We start from the raw sequence: 14,601 nt of genomic DNA on the forward strand, positions 1-14,601 counted from the left end.
ACTCGCCCTGGACCCTCGCGGCCACCGCCGTCGCCTGCGCCCTCATGGTCATCGGCTGGTACGGCTCCCGGGAACGCATCCGCGAGATCGCCAAGGCCCGCGAGGGCTTCACCGGCGCCGCACCCGTCGTCGCCAACCGCCGGTGAAGCGCATATTGCCAATCGTTACCGCACGCCCATGGTTGCTCCGGGCACCCCGTGCTACGTTCGACCGAGAGTAATGAGCGCCAGTGGACAAGCCCTGACTAGCTGGCCGGCAACCCTCCGTGCGGCGGGGTGCCTCAGGTGAGTACTCGGCATTCGTTCGTTCGATACGCAAGCCCGAAGGAGCCCGTCATGACCGACACCGCGACTGCCCAGGCCGGCGCGGAGGCCACTCCGCTCAACGACCCGGCAGCCCCGGAGACCCCGGGCGAGGAGAAGCTCGCCTACCGGCTCCTGACCGGCCCGGACACCCGCGAGTTCTGCGCCCGCATCTCCCAAGCCCTCGCCGACGGCTACGTGCTCCACGGGAGCCCCGCGGCGACCTTCAACGGCTCCGAGGTCATCGTCGCCCAGGCCGTCATCCTGCCCCACGCCGTGGCGCGCGCCGACGCCGCCGTGGCGTCCGCCGTCGACTCGCTCGACTACGAGGGCGAGGGCCACGCGTGAGCTACGCAGGGGACATCACGCCGCAGCAGGCGTGGCAGAAGCTCCTCGAGGGCGCCGTGCTCGTGGACGTGCGCACCGAGGAGGAGTGGGCGCACATCGGCATCCCGGACACGCACTCGACCGACAACGACCCGCTGTTCATCCCGTGGGTCTTCGCGGGCGGGATCCCGAACCCGGACTTCGTCAACGAGCTGGCCCTCCAGGCGCCCGAGCCGGGCTCCGCCGAGCTCGTCTTCCTGTGCCGGTCCGGCAACCGCTCGAGCTACGCCGCCGAGGTGGCCACGAACCTGGGCTTCACCGCCTACAACATCCTCGAGGGCTTCGAGGGGCACCCCGGTCCGGACGGCCAGCGCACCGTCAACGGCTGGAAGAACCGTGGGCTGCCGACCAATCTGGGACAGGACTAAGTACTTCCGTGACGTTCGACATCAATGCCGCCAGCTGGAGCGAGGACACCCAGGCTGTTCGCGGCGGGCTCCTCCGCACCGACTTCCAGGAGACCTCCGAGGCCGTCTTCCTCACCTCGGGCTTCGTCTACGACTCGGCCGAGGCCGCCGAGCGGGCCTTCACCGGCGAGGACGAGCGCTTCGTCTACTCCCGCTACGGCAACCCCTCCGTCGCGACGTTCCAGGAGCGGCTGCGGCTGCTCGAGGGCACCGAGGCGTGCTTCGCGACGGCGTCCGGCATGTCCGCGGTGTTCACCGCGCTGGCGGCGCTGCTCGCCGCCGGCGACCGGGTCGTCGCGGCGCGCAGCCTCTTCGGCTCGTGCTTCGTGATCCTCAACGAGATCCTGCCGCGCTGGGGCGTCGAGACAGTGTTCGTGGACGGGCCGGACCTGGACCAGTGGCGCGAGGCGCTCTCTGTCCCGACGACGGCGGTGTTCTTCGAGTCTCCGTCGAACCCCATGCAGGAGCTCGTGGACATCCAGGCCGTCGCGGACCTGGCCCACGCGGCGGGCGCGAAGGTCGTCGTCGACAATGTCTTCGCGACCCCGCTCCTGCAGAAGAGCCTCGACTTCGGCGCCGACGTCATCGTGTACTCCGGCACGAAGCACATCGATGGCCAGGGACGCGTGCTCGGCGGGGCGGTCCTGGGCACGAAGGAGTTCATCGACGGCCCGGTCAAGCAGCTCATGCGGCACACGGGCCCGGCGCTCTCGTCCTTCAACGCGTGGGTCCTGACCAAGGGGCTCGAGACGATGGGGCTGCGCGTGCGGCACTCCTCCGCCTCTGCGCTGGCCATCGCCGAGTGGCTCGAGGCGCGGCAGGAGATCCGCTGGGTCAAGTACCCGCATCTCGCGTCGCACCCCCAGTACGAGCTCGCGCGCAAGCAGATGAGCGCCGGCGGCACCGTTCTAACCTTCGAGCTCGACGCCCCCGAGGGCCAGGGCAAGGAGGCCGCGTTCCGGCTGCTCAACCGGCTCCAGGTCATCGACATCTCGAACAACCTTGGCGACGCCAAGTCCCTCATCACCCACCCAGCGACGACGACGCACCGAGCCATGGGCCCCGAGGGCCGGGCCGCGATCGGACTGAGCGACGGCGTGATCCGGCTGTCCGTGGGCCTCGAGGACGTCGGGGACCTCATCGGCGACCTCGAGCAGGCCCTCGGCGGCTGAGCGCCGCGCTCCCGTGCACCGCTTCGGGATCGCGCTCGAGTCCCCGCTCCTGGCGACCGCCGCGTGGGACCGGGTGCTCGACCTGCGGGCGCATTCGCGCGTCGCGCCGCTGACGCGGATCACCGTCGGGGCGGTGGCCGCCCGCGAACTGCGCGCCGGCCACCGCTTCGTCGCGCACACGGCACTCGGCGCCGTAGGGTTCGACGACGTCATGACCGTCGCCGAAGTCTCCCCTCCCGAGGGCAGTGTGCCCGGACGGGCGCGGATCGTGAAGTCGGGGCGGGTGATCCGCGGCGAGGTAGTCATCACGGTCTCGGCGCACGACGGCGGCTCCATCGTCCGCTGGGAGCAGGACTTCGCCCTGGGCCGGCTCGGCGGCCCCCTCGGGCGCCTCGCAGCGCGCGCGGCCCGGCTCGCCTATCGTCGGGCCCTGCGCCGCCTCCTCGCAGGCTGAGCCTGCGATCCGGGGTCACCTCCCAACGATCCGGGGTCACCTCCCAACGATCCGGGGTCACCTCCCAACGTTGCGGGGTCACCTCCCAACGATCCGGGGTCACCTCCCTATGTTGCGGGGTCACCTCCCAACGATCCGGGGTCACCTCCCTGCGATCCGGGGTCAGCCTGTGCGTGAGGACGGTGCCAGTGCCTCGACAAAGGACCAGTGGCTCAGTCCAGAGGCGGAGTGCGCCGGCTGGACTTGATGTCGCTCCGGCGCTTCTTGGCCGCAAGCCGGTTGGCCTGAGAACTGCGGGTCGGGCGAGTCGGCCGGCGCGTCGGTGCCGGCGGCCTGAGTGCCTCGGATAGCAGGACGACGAGCCGCTCCCGAGCGGATTCCCGGTTGCGCAGCTGGGAGCGTTCTCCGGACGCGACGAGGCTCAGGCGCCCTCCGACGAGGCGGCCGGAGAGGGCTTTGAGGACCCGATCGCGCTGGACGGGCGAGAAGGCCGCGCTCGCGCCGGGGTCGAAGAGCAGCTCGACTCGGCTGTCGGACGTGTTGACGCCTTGGCCTCCGGGTCCGCTTGAGCGGCTGAAGCGCTCCACGATCTCTGCCGCTGGGATCACAACACCGCGCGGGGCGCCGGGAGTCGGCGGCACGCGCAGGTCCTGACCGGGTTTGTTCACGCCCCCATTCTCCCGCTGCACTTCCCTGGCGCGCGCCGGACGACGCCGTGTGGAGACACGCCGCTGCGAGAGTACCTCGCGCTGCGTCACCGAGAGGTGACTCCGGATCGCAGGGATGTGACCCCGCGTCCTTGGGACGTGACCCCGCATCGTTGGGAGGTGACCCCGGAACGTTGAGAGGTGACCCCGGATTTGGGTTGCTTGACCTGGGCCCTTGCTGTTCCAATATCCTATAGGAAAGATTCAATCGTTCCCGTACTCAAAGAGGAGACCCCAGTGACCCGCTTGTGGAATGACCCCGCATCCTTCGCGGACGACATGGTCGACGGCTTCGTGCGGGCCAGCGGGCGGTGGGTGCGTCGCGTCCCGGGTGGCGTGGCACGCTCGACGCGCTCCGCCAATCCCGAGGTCGCCTTGGTGATCGGCGGCGGCTCGGGCCACTACCCCGCCTTCGGCGGCCTTGTCGGTCCCGGCCTTGCGCACGGCGCCGCGATGGGCAACCTCTTCGCCTCGCCCTCGGCGCACCAGGTCGAGTCGGTCATCCGCGCCGCCGAGCAGGGCCGCGGCGTCCTGCTGAGTTTCGGCAACTACGCGGGCGACGTCCTGCACTTCGGCGCGGCCCAGGACGCAGTCCGCAGGGACGGGATCGACTGCCGCACGGTGCGCGTGACCGACGACATCTTCAGCGCCCCTGCATCCGAGCAGGAACGCCGGCGAGGGATCGCCGGCGACCTGACCGTCTTCAAGGTCGCGGGCGCCGCGGCCGCGGCGGGCTACGATCTCGACGGCGTCGAGCGCGTCGCGCTCCTGGCCAACGCCCGCACGCGCTCCCTCGGCGTTGCGTTCACCGGCTGCACCCTGCCCGGCGCCGAGGCGCCGCTCTTCACCGTCCCCGAGGGCAAGATGGCGGTCGGGCTCGGCATCCACGGCGAGCCCGGCATCGAGATCACCGACGTCCCGAGCGCAGACGGCCTCGCGGAGCTCTTCGTCCGCCACCTCCTCGACGACGCCGAGGTCCCCAACGGCGCGTCCCTCCGCGGCGCCCGCGTCGTACCGATCCTCAACGGCCTCGGCTCGGTCAAGAACGAGGAGCTCTACGTCGTCTTCGCCCGCGTCGCGGCGCTGCTCGAGGACGCCGGCGCGACGATCGTCGACCCGCAGGTCGGCGAGTTCTGCACAAGCTTCGACATGGCAGGGGCATCCCTGACCCTCCTGTGGCTCGACGACGAGCTCGAGCGGCTCTGGCTCGCGCCCGCGGACACGCCCGCCTTCAGGACCGGCTCCGTCGACGCCGGGGACCTCGAGGCGATCGCGGCTGAGGACTCCGCCGAGGAAGCTGAGGATTCCCTCCCGCCAGCGACGGAGGAGTCCCGCCGGGCCGCGGCCAGGATCGCCCGGGCCCTCGCGGCCGCGCGGGACGTGATCGACGCCGAGGCCGAGGAGCTCGGCCGCATCGACGCGATCGCGGGCGATGGCGACCACGGCATCGGCATGCAGCGCGGCACCCTCGCCGCAGCAACGACGGCGGCGGACCTCGCCCGGCGCGGCGCCGGCGCGGGGACGCTGCTCACGCGCTCGGGCCACGCGTGGTCCGATCGGGCCGGCGGCACCTCGGGGGCCATCTGGGGCCTCATCCTCACGACGCTCGGCGGGCACCTCGCCGACGACGCCGAGCCCACCGCGTCGTCGGTCGCCGCGGGCGTCTCCGCCGCCGCCCGCGCCGTCATGGACTTCGGCAAGGCCGCGCTCGGCGACAAGACGCTCGTCGACGCCCTCGTCCCCTTCGCCGCGACCCTCCAGGAACGCGTGGACGACGTCGTGCCCCTCGCCGAGGCGTGGCGGGCCGCGGCCGCCGCCGCGGAGTCCGCGGCGCAGGCGACAGCTCACCTCATGCCGGGAATGGGCCGCGCCCGCTCCCACGGGACCAAGGCCCTCGGCGTCCCGGACCCCGGCGCCGTCTCCCTCGCACACATCGCCAAGCGCATCGAGGCCGTCCTCGCGGAGGAACTGGCGCCCGAGACCGCGACCGCCTGACCAGCACGCCCCTGCACGCCCCACCCACAACCCAAGGAGTGACCATGCCCGCGTTGCGCATTGTCGTCGGCTCGGACGACGCCGGCTTCGACTACAAGGAGATCATCAAGAAGGACCTCGAGGCACACGGCTCGGTGGCCTCGGTGGCAGACGTCGGCGTCGGCGCCGACGGGCACACCCACTACCCGACGATCGCCACGGCGGCGGCGGAGATCGTGGCGCGCGGCGAGGCGGACCGCGCCATCCTCTTCTGCGGCACGGGCCTCGGCGTCGCCATCGCCGCCAACAAGGTCAAGGGCATCCGTGCCGTCACGGCGCACGACAGCTTCTCGGTCGAGCGCAGCATCCTGTCGAACAACGCCCAGGTCCTGTGCATGGGCCAGCGCGTCGTGGGGATCGAGCAGGCGCGGCGCAACGTCCGCGAGTGGCTCTCGTACGAGTTCGACGAGGAGAGCGCCTCGAACGGCAAGGTGCAGGAGATCTGCAGCTACGAAGGGGCGTGAGCATGGCCCCCACGCCCAGATTCCTCATCGGCGTGAGCACGAAGATGTACTTCAGCCACGCCCGGACGGTGCAGTGGTGCCGTGGCGTGGCCGCCCTCGCGGGCGGCCACGCCGCCGTCCGCGGCGGTCACGCCGGGCTGTTCGTCGTCCCGGGCTACCTCTCCGTCCTCGCGGCGCGGGAGATCCTCGACGGCGTCGCCGACGTCGGCGCGCAGGACCTCGCGGCCCAGGACGCGGGGGCCTACACGGGCGAGGTCAGCGGCGCGCAGATCGCCGAGGCCGGCTGCACGCTCGTGGAGATCGGCCACGCGGAGCGCCGCCGGCTCTTCGGCGAGGACGACGCCGTCGTGCGCGCCAAGACGACGGCGGCCCTGCACAGCGGGCTGACGCCGCTCCTGTGCATCGGCGAGGCCCGTCACGGCCCGCCCGAGGCGGCCGCTCGCGAGTGCATCCGGCAGATCGACGACGCCCTGGCCGCTGCCAGGGCGTCCGGCGCGTCCGGGCGCCTCATCGCGGCCTACGAGCCGCACTGGGCGATCGGCGCGCCCGAGCCCGCCCCGCCGTCGTACATCACGGCGGTGACCCAGCGCGTGCGCGAGCACGTCCGCTCCCTGCCGGACTTCCCCGGCTCGTCGGTCATCTACGGCGGCAGCGCCGGGCCCGGCCTTCTGACGGCGGTCGCGGACGGCGTGGACGGCCTGTTCCTCGGGCGCTTCGCCCACGATCCCGCCGCCGTGGGCGCGGTCCTGGACGAGGTCTCCGCCGTCGTGGCGGGCACCCCGGCTGATAGCATCGGGGGCGCAGGAGGAACCCATGTCTGAGACCGTCTACCCGCTCGCCGGGGCCGCCGCCCTCGAGCGGAAGGGCCTGCGCGACCGCGTGTACGACCTGATCCTCGACATGCTCATGACGGCGGACATCGCCCCCGGCGCGCGGCTCTCGATCGACGCCCTCGCCCGGGACCTTCGCGTCTCCCCCACCCCCGTCCGCGAGGCCCTCGTGCAGCTCGAGCGGACCGGGCTCGTGGTCCGGGAGGCCCTCAAGGGCTACCGGGTCGCTCCCCCGCTGGCGGACGAGCAGCTCGAGGCGCTCTTCGACGCCCGGCTCGTGCTCGAGTGCGGCGCCGCGGAGCTCGCCGCCCGGAACGCCGCGACCCTCGTGCCGCTCCTCGAGCACGCCGTGGACGAGCACCGGGCCATCGGCGAGCGGGTGCGGGCGACGGCCCACGAGCACGGCGGCACGTGGCCCGTGGAGCTCCTGCGCGAGTACTTCCTCATCGACTGGAACTTCCACCACCTCATCTTCGAGGGCACGGGGAACCCGTTCCTGCTCGACATGTCGGAGGCCATCTCGACCCGCGTGCACCGCATGCGCCAGACCGTCCGCAGCGGCCTGAGCGACGCCGACGAGGCCGTGGCCGAGCACGCGGCGATCCTCGACGCCCTGCGCAGCGAGGGCCCCGAGGCCGCCGCTGCCGCGATGCGCGACCACATCGAGAAGGTCCGCATCCGCTCGCGCGCCGACGTCGCCTCGCCCTGAGGCACGACGGCGGGCCTGGTCGCCGGTGTGGGGCGAAGGCCCGCCTGATTCGATCGAACTCAGAGCGTCAACTCGATGGATCAGCTCCAGCTCGGAATCGCGGACGGCCTCGAGTAGGCACTGTCAGCTTCAGGCCGGAATGGGCCCGAGTCCTTCGCGCGCGAGATCGTGGAGCATCTGGTGGTAGCCCGAGAGTGCCAACGGGGGCATCTGATGCAGGTCCGCGATGGTCGCATGAGGCCGGTCCACGCGGTACAGGGAGAGGATCACGCGGTCCTCCTGCTCGTCGTCCAGAGCCCTGTAGGCGCCGATCGGCCGCTCGGCAACGAGTGCCTGGGCGTAGCGGCAGAGACGCTCAGCCGTCGTGGCAATACAGCCCAAGCTCCAGATTCGGACTACTTCGTCTACGCCCACCATCGCTCCCGCCCCCTCCTGCCGCTGATGCCTGTGAATTCACTGTGACAGCCGCCAAAAGCGGTGTAATGAGAATTCAGTACTCGAATCTGGGGAGGTTTTGCGGGGCGACCACTTGGTCCCGTTCCCCCTGTACTCAGGCATGGGCAAGCCGGGCCGTCACGGTTTTGTCCGGAGGATCAGTGCCCGACCGGCGCGTCCTCCTTCGCGAGCAGCGCGTCCGATTTTGCCCCCTTGAAGTACCGCGTCGCTTAGAGCATGGCCGCCGCGAGGAATGCGAAGACCCGGAGGTTGCCGTCTGCCCGGACTCAGGAGAGCGCCGAGAGCTGGTCCCGCTCGGCGGTCAGCCCGGGCGGGACTTCCTTCGTCAGCTCGACGGTGAAGGTGCGGTAGTCGTGGCGGGTGACCAGGATCCCGTGTCCCGGCTTCCGGAGCGCCTCAATGATAGCTCGCTCTACCGCTCGGTTGAGCTGGACTTCGAGGTCCCGGCGGTGGGCGATCCTGATTCGGGATGCGTACATCGATGGATGTTCTCTCATGGGGTTCCTTCGCGGTGCCTGCCCCCAGGGCTGCCGACGCTCCCGGGTGCTTGCTCCCCCCATGAGGACGCCGCCCGGCACTGAGGGGGCCGAACGGCGTCCAGAACCCGTGGACTGCTGCAGTTGCCGCAGGTTCGGGCAACCTCTGCTCAGATGCCGAGCAGCGGGGGCACCTGGGAAAGCAGGTTGACCTCGTAGTAGTTGTAGCCGGGCGTGCTGGGCTCGAAGCCGCGGTTGACGTGGACCTTGTTCTTGATGCCGAGGTCGTTGCAGACCATCAGGTCGTAGCGCGGGCTGGCGGAGATGTGCAGGACGTCCTCCGGGCCGCAATTGAGCTGGTTGAACATGTACTCGAAGGCCTGGTAGCGCGGCTTGTAGGCCTGGGCCTGCTCGGCGGTGTACACGGCGTGGAACGGAGCCTCGAGCTTCTCCACATTGCTCATCACCTGCTCGTCAGAGGCGTTGCTGAGGATGACCAGCGGGTAGCGAGAAGCAAGTGCGCGCAGTGCCGCCGGCACCTCCGGGTACGGCCCCCAGGTCGGAACGGCGTCCACGATGGCCTGGCTGTCGGACTTCCGGTACGGCAGGTTGTAGCGCTCAAGGGTCTTCCGGAGCGAGTCGTGGATGACGTCGGGGAAGGGCTTCCAGGGGCCAAGAACCTCGTCGAGGCGCTGCCAGGCGAAGCTCTTGAGGAACTCGTCCATGAGTTCAGCCGGCACGGTGTCTGCCAGCAGCTTCCGGGTCATGTCCTTGATCTGCCACCGGATCAGGGTTCCGTGCATGTCGAAGGTGATGTACTTCGGCTCGAAGTCGATCATTTCAGGCTCTCCTCACGAGGTCTTGATCAGGGGTGTGCGGCCCGAGAAGCCTTCAGGGCATGCCCTCAGCGGGCATGAGACCTGAAACTTCTGCTGGCCGTCCCTGATCAATGAAACGCCGCGCGTTGCAGATTGTCAACAGTTGAGCAGTTCAGCAGTAGGTTTCCGCAAGGTGCCTGCACTGGCGAAAAACGCTGCCTGCCTGTCGCGCACCGCCCCGAGGCGAAGGACGGAGAGCCCTAGTGAAGGGCGCCTGGCGGGGCCGAGGCCCGTGGTGGCCTCGGCCCCGAAGGCCCGGCAGAACGAGCCTGCGCGGGTCTCGATGGCTCCGCTCAGGAGGCGTCGGGACGCGGCAGGCCGAAGAGGACGGGGAGGTCGGCGATGTCGGTGATGCGCTCGTAGCCGAGCCAGTGCTCGTCGTGCTCGAAGCCGCGGTCCACGTACACCTTCTTCTCGATCCCCATGATGGCCGCCGGGCGGTGGTCGTACATCGGGCTCGCGGAGACGTGCACGATCTCGTCCGGGGTCACGCCGAGCTTGTCGAACATGTACTCGAACGCGGCGAGGCGCGGCTTGTAGCAGCCCATCTGCTCGGCCGTGATGATGACCTCGAACGGAGCCTTGAGGTTCGCCGCAAGCTGCTCGGCAACCACGGTGTCGCTGTTGGTGATGATGACCAGCGGCACGGCCTCGGCCAGGCGGTTCAGCGCCGCCGTGACGCCGGGGTAGGGACCCCAGGTGGTGATCCGGTCGTAGACCTCGCGGGCCTCGTCGGCGCGGAACTCGAGGCCCACCTTGCGCGAGGCGCGCTCCATGGAGTCGGCGACGATCTGGTGGAAGGGCTTGTACGCGCCCATGCACTCGTCGATCCGGTAGGCCTTGCAGATCCGCAGGTACTCGTCGGCGACCTCGGCTGGCAGCCGGTCGCCGAGGACGTCGCGCATCGTGTCGTTGATCGCGAACTTGATGAGCGTCCCGTTCATGTCGAACGTGACGAACTTCGGCAGGGTGTCGAATGCCATGGGTTCCTCCGAGTCGTGATGGAAGCTTGTCGATTGTCGACGAGGGCCGTCGATTGTCGACGATACTGGTGAGACTCTGAGGTGTCAACAGTAGGGCAGTTCAGCGGCGTTACGCTGCGCACAACCGCCGTGTCGGACTCTGCGTTACTGCCCTACTGTATGACTGATTAGAATGAAGCATGGCGCAGCAGATCCAGATCGTACATTCCTCTACCGTGCAGCAGGTTGCCGATGGCGTGACGTCCATGATCTTGGATGGAGTGCTCAAGCCGGGCGAGCGGCTTCGGGAGAGTGTCCTCGCCGAGGACCTCGGCCTCTCGAGGAATACCGTCCGGGAAGCCGTCCGAATTGTTCAGGCCGCTGGCCTCATTCGGCACCTCCCAAACCGCGGCGCCGTCGTGTGGGACCCCAGCGACGCTGAGATCATGGACGTCTACAACGCCCGGTTCCACCTGGAGACCACAGCCGCCCGGAGCATCTCGGAAGAAACCTCTCTAGACGAGGTCCATGCGGCCATGGAGGCGTTCCGAACCGCCTTGAAGACCGGAGATCCGGCCGAGATCGTCGAGAAGGACCTGGCCATCCACACTGCCATCGTCGGCCTTCTGGGAAGCCAGAAGCTGAGGGCCTTCTATCAGCAGTTGGTCGTGGAACTGCGGTACTTCATGTTCATTCTCTCTAGTGAACGGCATGAGTACGAGCGCCCCGAGGAGCTCGAAGCAGAGCACAAGAAGATCGTGGCGGCACTGGAGTCACGTGACCCAGTCCTGGCGGAGCGAGTCATCGCCGACACCATCGTCGAGTATCGCGACGTGATCCGGCAGATCATCGCCTCGAGGCATGCCAGCACCTGAGCCGTCGCTCGCCCTCGACCTGCGTTCGGCGAGGCCCGAGCAGTCCGCGCCCCTCCCCCGAAGACGTCCCCGCAGACGGTTGATGGAGAGGCGGGATTGCAGGCCGAGGCGCAAGCTGGAATACTGTTGAGCAGTGGAACAGGTGGCGAAGACCACTTTGAGACCTCTCCCCTCTACAGCAGGAGACATTGGACATGGACACTAGCGCCGGCTCCGACTTCATCAGCACCGTCGCCGCGGAAAGCGGGCTCACAGGGGAGCAGCGCCCGCTCGGGGAACCGGCCGTCCTAAAGCTTCTCGACGCGCACTATGGCGTGGGGGGCCGGCTCCATCGGATCCCCACCGAGAAGGACGAGACATTCCGCTTGGAAGACAGGGGCAGTACGTCTCTGGTGAAGCTATCCTCACCGGACGAGGACCCTGCGCTGGTCAACCTTCAGACTGCCTGCATGGAGCATCTGGAATGGACGGCTCCCGAACTCCCCGTCCAGCGGCTGGTCAGGAGCCTCGCCGGCACAGGCGAAGTGGTTGTCCCGGCGGCCGAGGGACCCTATGACCGCGTGCTGCGGGTCATGCGCTTCATGCCCGGCCGCCTGCTCGCCTCGCATGCTCCGTCAGCTGACCAGCTTCGTCAGTGCGGCTCGAGCCTTGCGCGCCTAGCCACTGCATTGGAGGGCTTTGACCACCCACGGGCCGACCGCATGCTCATCTGGGACCTCAAGCACTTCCACCGCATGCGGCCACTGCTCGAGTACGTCGGCGAGGCTGGGAAGCGGGCGCTTGCCGAGAACATCTTCGATCAGTTCGACGAGACGGTCGCGCCGCTCCTCGACACGCTCAGCTCGCATGTCATCCACGGCGACTTCAGCCCCTTCAATGTTCTGGTCGACCCTGGCGCCTCTCATTATGTGGCGGGGGTTATCGACTTCGGTGACGTGGTGCGTTCGCCGAGGATCTTCGACATCAGCGTGGCCATGGCCAACCAACTGGGGGCGGATCCAGAGAATCCCTGGGACAGCGCTCTTCCCATCGCGGAGGGCTACCACAGCCTCTGCCCGCTGTCCCCCCAGGAGCTCAGGGCCCTGACTGTGTCAGCCCCGGCCCGGCTGCTCCTCCGAGCGCTGATTACCGGCTGGCGCGCGGCCCTGCAGCCCGAGGCCCGCGACTACCTCTTCTCCCACTCGGCAAAGGACTGGGACCGCCTGGCTTCCACGGCCGCCGCACCTGCCCCGAGCATCGCATCGTGATCCCCGCTCACCAACCTCCAGGAGGCATCATGGACATTTCTCCTCAGACCTTGCGCAAGCCGTCCAAGCCCATGGTCAACGGCTTCGATCCGAGCCGGCTCGACGAGCTCCCGGAACACCTGCAGGAGAGCATCCGACGCCGGGACCGGAGCCTCGGTCCCGGGTACCGGCTCTTCTACGAGACCCCGGTGGAGGTCGTCAGGGGCCAAGGAACCAAGCTCTTCGACAGCGATGGCAACGAGTACCTCGACGTCTACAACAACGTCCCGTGTGTGGGGCATGCCCACCCGCGCGTCGTGGCGGCCGTCCACGAGCAGATGCAGAAGCTGAACACGAACACCCGCTACGTCCAGGAGTCCATCCTCGACTACTCGGAGCAGCTCCTCGCGACGTTCCCGGCCGAGCTCGGGCACATCATGTACACCTGCACCGGCTCGGAGGCCAACGACCTCGCCATGCGCGTGGCCAAGTACGCCACGGGCAACCAGGGCATCATCGTCACCTCCGGCGCCTACCATGGCCTGACCGCCGAGGTATCGTCGTTCTCTCCGTCCCTGGGCGTAGGTGTCCCGCTGGGCCCGAACGTCCGGGTCATCACTCCCCCGGACTCTCTGCGCTATGGCCGCGAGGGTTCCCTCGAGGACCACCTGCGGGACCAGGTGCGTGCCGCCATCGCCGACCTGCACCGCCACGGCGTCGGACTGGCAGCCTTCATCGCCGACAGCATCTTCTCCTCCGACGGGATCTTTGCCGACCCGGCGGGCTTCCTCCGGCCGATCATCGAAGAAGTCCACGCTGCCGGCGGCCTGTACATCGCGGATGAAGTCCAGCCGGGCTTCGCCCGGACGGGCGAGGCATGGTGGGGCTTCCAGCGCCACGGGATCGTCCCGGACATCGTGACCATGGGCAAGCCCATGGGCAACGGCATCCCGATCGCGGCAGCTGTCTTCAAGCCCGAGCTGCTTGTCGAGTTCGGGAAGAACATCCGCTACTTCAACACCTTCGGCGGCAATTCCGTGGCCATCGCCGCGGCCCAGGCGGTCCTCGACGTGATCCGCGAGGAGTCCCTCATGGAGAACTCCTTGAAGGTCGGCGGGAAGATCCTCACGGAACTGAAGCAGATGACCCGTGGCCTTGAACAGGTTGCCGAGGTTCGCGGAAGCGGCCTGTTCGTGGGCGTCGATATGGTCACCGACCGCGCCACGCTGACGCCCGACGGAGACACCGCCTCTGGCATCGTGAATGCCCTCCGGGACCAGCGGATTCTGATCTCTGCCTCAGGGGCGCAGGGCAACGTCCTGAAGCTGCGGCCGCCCATGCCGTTCTCCCTGGACGACGCCGATCGCCTGCTCGAGGCGCTCGACGGCGCCTTCCGCTCCCTGCGCTGACGCTGCGCCAAACGCACGAGGGCCCGATTCTGGTGGTGCACCAGAATCGGGCCTTCTGACGTCATTGACGAAGGCGGTGATGTGCGCCGCGTCAGCTCGCCAATTCCGCTCCGACCACACGACACACAGTCGCCCACCTGCTCGAGCTCGAGCTCGAGGCCCACTATGGCCGCCCTACGCAAGAGCCCTGGTGTGGGTTGCCGGCAGAGCGCAGCTGAGAATGACCAGCGGGTAGCGGGAAACGAGGGTCTACGCCACGGCTACTCAGGGATGCGGCAGCGGCGGCCCCGGGGGGGCCGCCGCTGTCGGGAGGGGGTTAGGTGATGAATCTCTGCGGACGCAGGAAGTCGAGGTTCTCGAAGGTCTCCTTGCCCAGTGCCTCGAGGGCGGCGATCTCACCGCATCCGGTGGCCGTCTTGGACTCAGACAGGAGGTTCTGGGACCAGCGGTTCCCCATCTTCATCCGGATCTATGACGACCGCTCGATGTAAATAAAGGCCGCCACAGGGCAGGAAGATGTCCTGTCCGGGCTCCCGCTCGAGTTCCGTCCAGAGCCGATGGGAGCGCTTCAGGAGCGGCTCGAAGGCCGGGTTGAGAGCATCCGAAGGAGGCGGGTGTCCCGCCCACGGCGCTGCGGCCGTGGGCGCGGACCTTCGCTTCGAAGCCGACCACCGAGTCGGACAGGCGCGAGGCCTGCCACAGGGCCATGCTGCCGATGCTGCCGAGGCCGATGACGGCCGGCTTCCCGTCCGCTCAGAGCACCTTCTCGAGGAAGGACTGGGTGCGGGGTTCCTGCGGGTTGGTCAGGACCTCGCGGGCGTCGCCGCGTTCGACGATGTAGCCCTCGTCCATG

Annotated in this window: 17 protein-coding genes and 1 riboswitch; of the genes, 11 read left to right on the plus strand and 6 right to left on the minus strand. The window is 68.8% G+C overall.

Annotation, left to right across the window (positions count from 1 at the left end):
* The first annotated feature begins 215 nt into the window (after positions 1-215).
* Positions 216-327, plus strand: a riboswitch (SAM riboswitch).
* A gap of 8 nt (positions 328-335) precedes the next feature.
* Genes BV907_RS17755 through BV907_RS17770 form a run of 4 tightly spaced genes read left to right on the plus strand, consistent with a single transcriptional unit; the run spans position 336 to position 2,722 of the window.
* On the plus strand, positions 336-650 hold the full coding sequence (locus tag BV907_RS17755) for a DUF1737 domain-containing protein (protein WP_077491082.1): 315 nt from the start codon (positions 336-338) through the stop codon (positions 648-650).
* Positions 647-1,057 (plus strand): rhodanese-like domain-containing protein, encoded by a 411-nt coding sequence (locus BV907_RS17760; RefSeq protein ID WP_077491083.1) that lies wholly within the window; start codon positions 647-649, stop codon positions 1,055-1,057. Before BV907_RS17755 ends, BV907_RS17760 begins: the two co-directional genes overlap by 4 nt.
* 8 nt (positions 1,058-1,065) lie before the next feature.
* Positions 1,066-2,268 (plus strand): O-succinylhomoserine sulfhydrylase, encoded by a 1,203-nt coding sequence (locus BV907_RS17765; RefSeq protein WP_077491084.1) that lies wholly within the window; start codon positions 1,066-1,068, stop codon positions 2,266-2,268.
* A gap of 13 nt (positions 2,269-2,281) precedes the next feature.
* Entirely contained in the window at positions 2,282-2,722 is a 441-nt protein-coding gene (locus BV907_RS17770) for an SRPBCC family protein (RefSeq protein ID WP_077491085.1), read from the plus strand.
* A 212-nt stretch (positions 2,723-2,934) separates the two neighbouring features.
* Here BV907_RS17770 and arfB read toward each other — a convergent pair whose 3' ends face one another.
* On the minus strand, positions 2,935-3,390 hold the full coding sequence (gene arfB / locus BV907_RS17775; protein ID WP_245828069.1) for an alternative ribosome rescue aminoacyl-tRNA hydrolase ArfB: 456 nt from the start codon (positions 3,388-3,390) through the stop codon (positions 2,935-2,937).
* Between the two features lie 276 nt (positions 3,391-3,666).
* On the opposite strand from arfB, the gene BV907_RS17780 reads away from it, so the two are divergent.
* Genes BV907_RS17780 through BV907_RS17795 form a run of 4 tightly spaced genes read left to right on the plus strand, consistent with a single transcriptional unit; the run spans position 3,667 to position 7,466 of the window.
* Positions 3,667-5,424: a dihydroxyacetone kinase family protein gene (locus BV907_RS17780; RefSeq protein ID WP_077491087.1), complete on the plus strand. Its 1,758-nt coding sequence runs from the start codon at positions 3,667-3,669 to the stop codon at positions 5,422-5,424.
* Positions 5,425-5,468: 44 nt separating this feature from the next.
* Positions 5,469-5,927 (plus strand): ribose-5-phosphate isomerase, encoded by a 459-nt coding sequence (locus tag BV907_RS17785; protein WP_077491088.1) that lies wholly within the window; start codon positions 5,469-5,471, stop codon positions 5,925-5,927.
* A 2-nt stretch (positions 5,928-5,929) separates the two neighbouring features.
* Positions 5,930-6,748 (plus strand): triose-phosphate isomerase family protein, encoded by an 819-nt coding sequence (locus BV907_RS17790; RefSeq protein ID WP_077491089.1) that lies wholly within the window; start codon positions 5,930-5,932, stop codon positions 6,746-6,748.
* On the plus strand, positions 6,741-7,466 hold the full coding sequence (locus tag BV907_RS17795; RefSeq protein ID WP_077491090.1) for a GntR family transcriptional regulator: 726 nt from the start codon (positions 6,741-6,743) through the stop codon (positions 7,464-7,466). Before BV907_RS17790 ends, BV907_RS17795 begins: the two co-directional genes overlap by 8 nt.
* A 129-nt stretch (positions 7,467-7,595) precedes the next feature.
* Here BV907_RS17795 and BV907_RS17800 read toward each other — a convergent pair whose 3' ends face one another.
* The 4 genes from BV907_RS17800 to BV907_RS17815 all read right to left on the minus strand — a co-directional run bounded on the left by BV907_RS17800 (position 7,596) and on the right by BV907_RS17815 (position 10,259).
* Entirely contained in the window at positions 7,596-7,847 is a 252-nt protein-coding gene (locus BV907_RS17800) for a hypothetical protein (protein ID WP_139346869.1), read from the minus strand.
* A gap of 341 nt (positions 7,848-8,188) precedes the next feature.
* Entirely contained in the window at positions 8,189-8,419 is a 231-nt protein-coding gene (locus tag BV907_RS17805; protein ID WP_245828071.1) for a hypothetical protein, read from the minus strand.
* 149 nt (positions 8,420-8,568) lie between these two features.
* Positions 8,569-9,237 carry a haloacid dehalogenase type II gene (locus tag BV907_RS17810; RefSeq protein WP_077491093.1) on the minus strand — a complete coding sequence of 223 codons (669 nt, stop codon included), beginning with the start codon at positions 9,235-9,237 and terminating at the stop codon, positions 8,569-8,571.
* A 332-nt stretch (positions 9,238-9,569) separates the two neighbouring features.
* Complete coding sequence (locus BV907_RS17815; RefSeq protein ID WP_077491094.1) at positions 9,570-10,259, minus strand: haloacid dehalogenase type II; 690 nt, start codon at positions 10,257-10,259, stop codon at positions 9,570-9,572.
* A 179-nt stretch (positions 10,260-10,438) separates the two neighbouring features.
* Between BV907_RS17815 and BV907_RS17820 the strand changes: the two genes are divergently transcribed.
* The 3 genes from BV907_RS17820 to BV907_RS17830 all read left to right on the plus strand — a co-directional run bounded on the left by BV907_RS17820 (position 10,439) and on the right by BV907_RS17830 (position 13,748).
* On the plus strand, positions 10,439-11,113 hold the full coding sequence (locus tag BV907_RS17820; protein WP_077491095.1) for a GntR family transcriptional regulator: 675 nt from the start codon (positions 10,439-10,441) through the stop codon (positions 11,111-11,113).
* Positions 11,114-11,307: 194 nt separating this feature from the next.
* Positions 11,308-12,360 (plus strand): phosphotransferase, encoded by a 1,053-nt coding sequence (locus BV907_RS17825; RefSeq protein ID WP_077491096.1) that lies wholly within the window; start codon positions 11,308-11,310, stop codon positions 12,358-12,360.
* A gap of 29 nt (positions 12,361-12,389) precedes the next feature.
* Positions 12,390-13,748, plus strand: coding sequence for an aspartate aminotransferase family protein (locus BV907_RS17830; RefSeq protein WP_077491097.1), 1,359 nt, complete (start codon positions 12,390-12,392; stop codon positions 13,746-13,748).
* Between the two features lie 316 nt (positions 13,749-14,064).
* Here the strand turns inward: BV907_RS17830 and BV907_RS19040 are convergent, their stop codons facing one another.
* The gene (locus tag BV907_RS19040; RefSeq protein ID WP_175637516.1) at positions 14,065-14,211 is read right to left on the minus strand and encodes a hypothetical protein; all 147 of its coding nucleotides are present in this window, start codon (positions 14,209-14,211) and stop codon (positions 14,065-14,067) included.
* Positions 14,212-14,601: the final 390 nt, after the last annotated feature.

Source organism: Sinomonas mesophila (assembly GCF_001999765.1).
In the GTDB taxonomy this organism is placed as follows: domain Bacteria; phylum Actinomycetota; class Actinomycetes; order Actinomycetales; family Micrococcaceae; genus Sinomonas; species Sinomonas mesophila.

Excerpts from the sequence above, each read along its gene's own strand:
- BV907_RS17830 (WP_077491097.1), top strand. The coding sequence starts at position 12,390 with ATGGACATTTCTCCTCAGACCTTGCGCAAGCCGTCCAAGCCCATGGTC.
- BV907_RS17790 (WP_077491089.1), top strand. The coding sequence starts at position 5,930 with ATGGCCCCCACGCCCAGATTCCTCATCGGCGTGAGCACGAAGATGTAC.
- BV907_RS17815 (WP_077491094.1), bottom strand. The coding sequence starts at position 10,259 with ATGGCATTCGACACCCTGCCGAAGTTCGTCACGTTCGACATGAACGGG.
- BV907_RS17795 (WP_077491090.1), top strand. The coding sequence starts at position 6,741 with ATGTCTGAGACCGTCTACCCGCTCGCCGGGGCCGCCGCCCTCGAGCGG.
- BV907_RS17810 (WP_077491093.1), bottom strand. The coding sequence starts at position 9,237 with ATGATCGACTTCGAGCCGAAGTACATCACCTTCGACATGCACGGAACC.
- BV907_RS17820 (WP_077491095.1), top strand. The coding sequence starts at position 10,439 with ATGGCGCAGCAGATCCAGATCGTACATTCCTCTACCGTGCAGCAGGTT.
- BV907_RS17825 (WP_077491096.1), top strand. The coding sequence starts at position 11,308 with ATGGACACTAGCGCCGGCTCCGACTTCATCAGCACCGTCGCCGCGGAA.
- BV907_RS17805 (WP_245828071.1), bottom strand. The coding sequence starts at position 8,419 with ATGAGAGAACATCCATCGATGTACGCATCCCGAATCAGGATCGCCCAC.
- BV907_RS19040 (WP_175637516.1), bottom strand. The coding sequence starts at position 14,211 with ATGAAGATGGGGAACCGCTGGTCCCAGAACCTCCTGTCTGAGTCCAAG.
- BV907_RS17755 (WP_077491082.1), top strand. The coding sequence starts at position 336 with ATGACCGACACCGCGACTGCCCAGGCCGGCGCGGAGGCCACTCCGCTC.
- BV907_RS17785 (WP_077491088.1), top strand. The coding sequence starts at position 5,469 with ATGCCCGCGTTGCGCATTGTCGTCGGCTCGGACGACGCCGGCTTCGAC.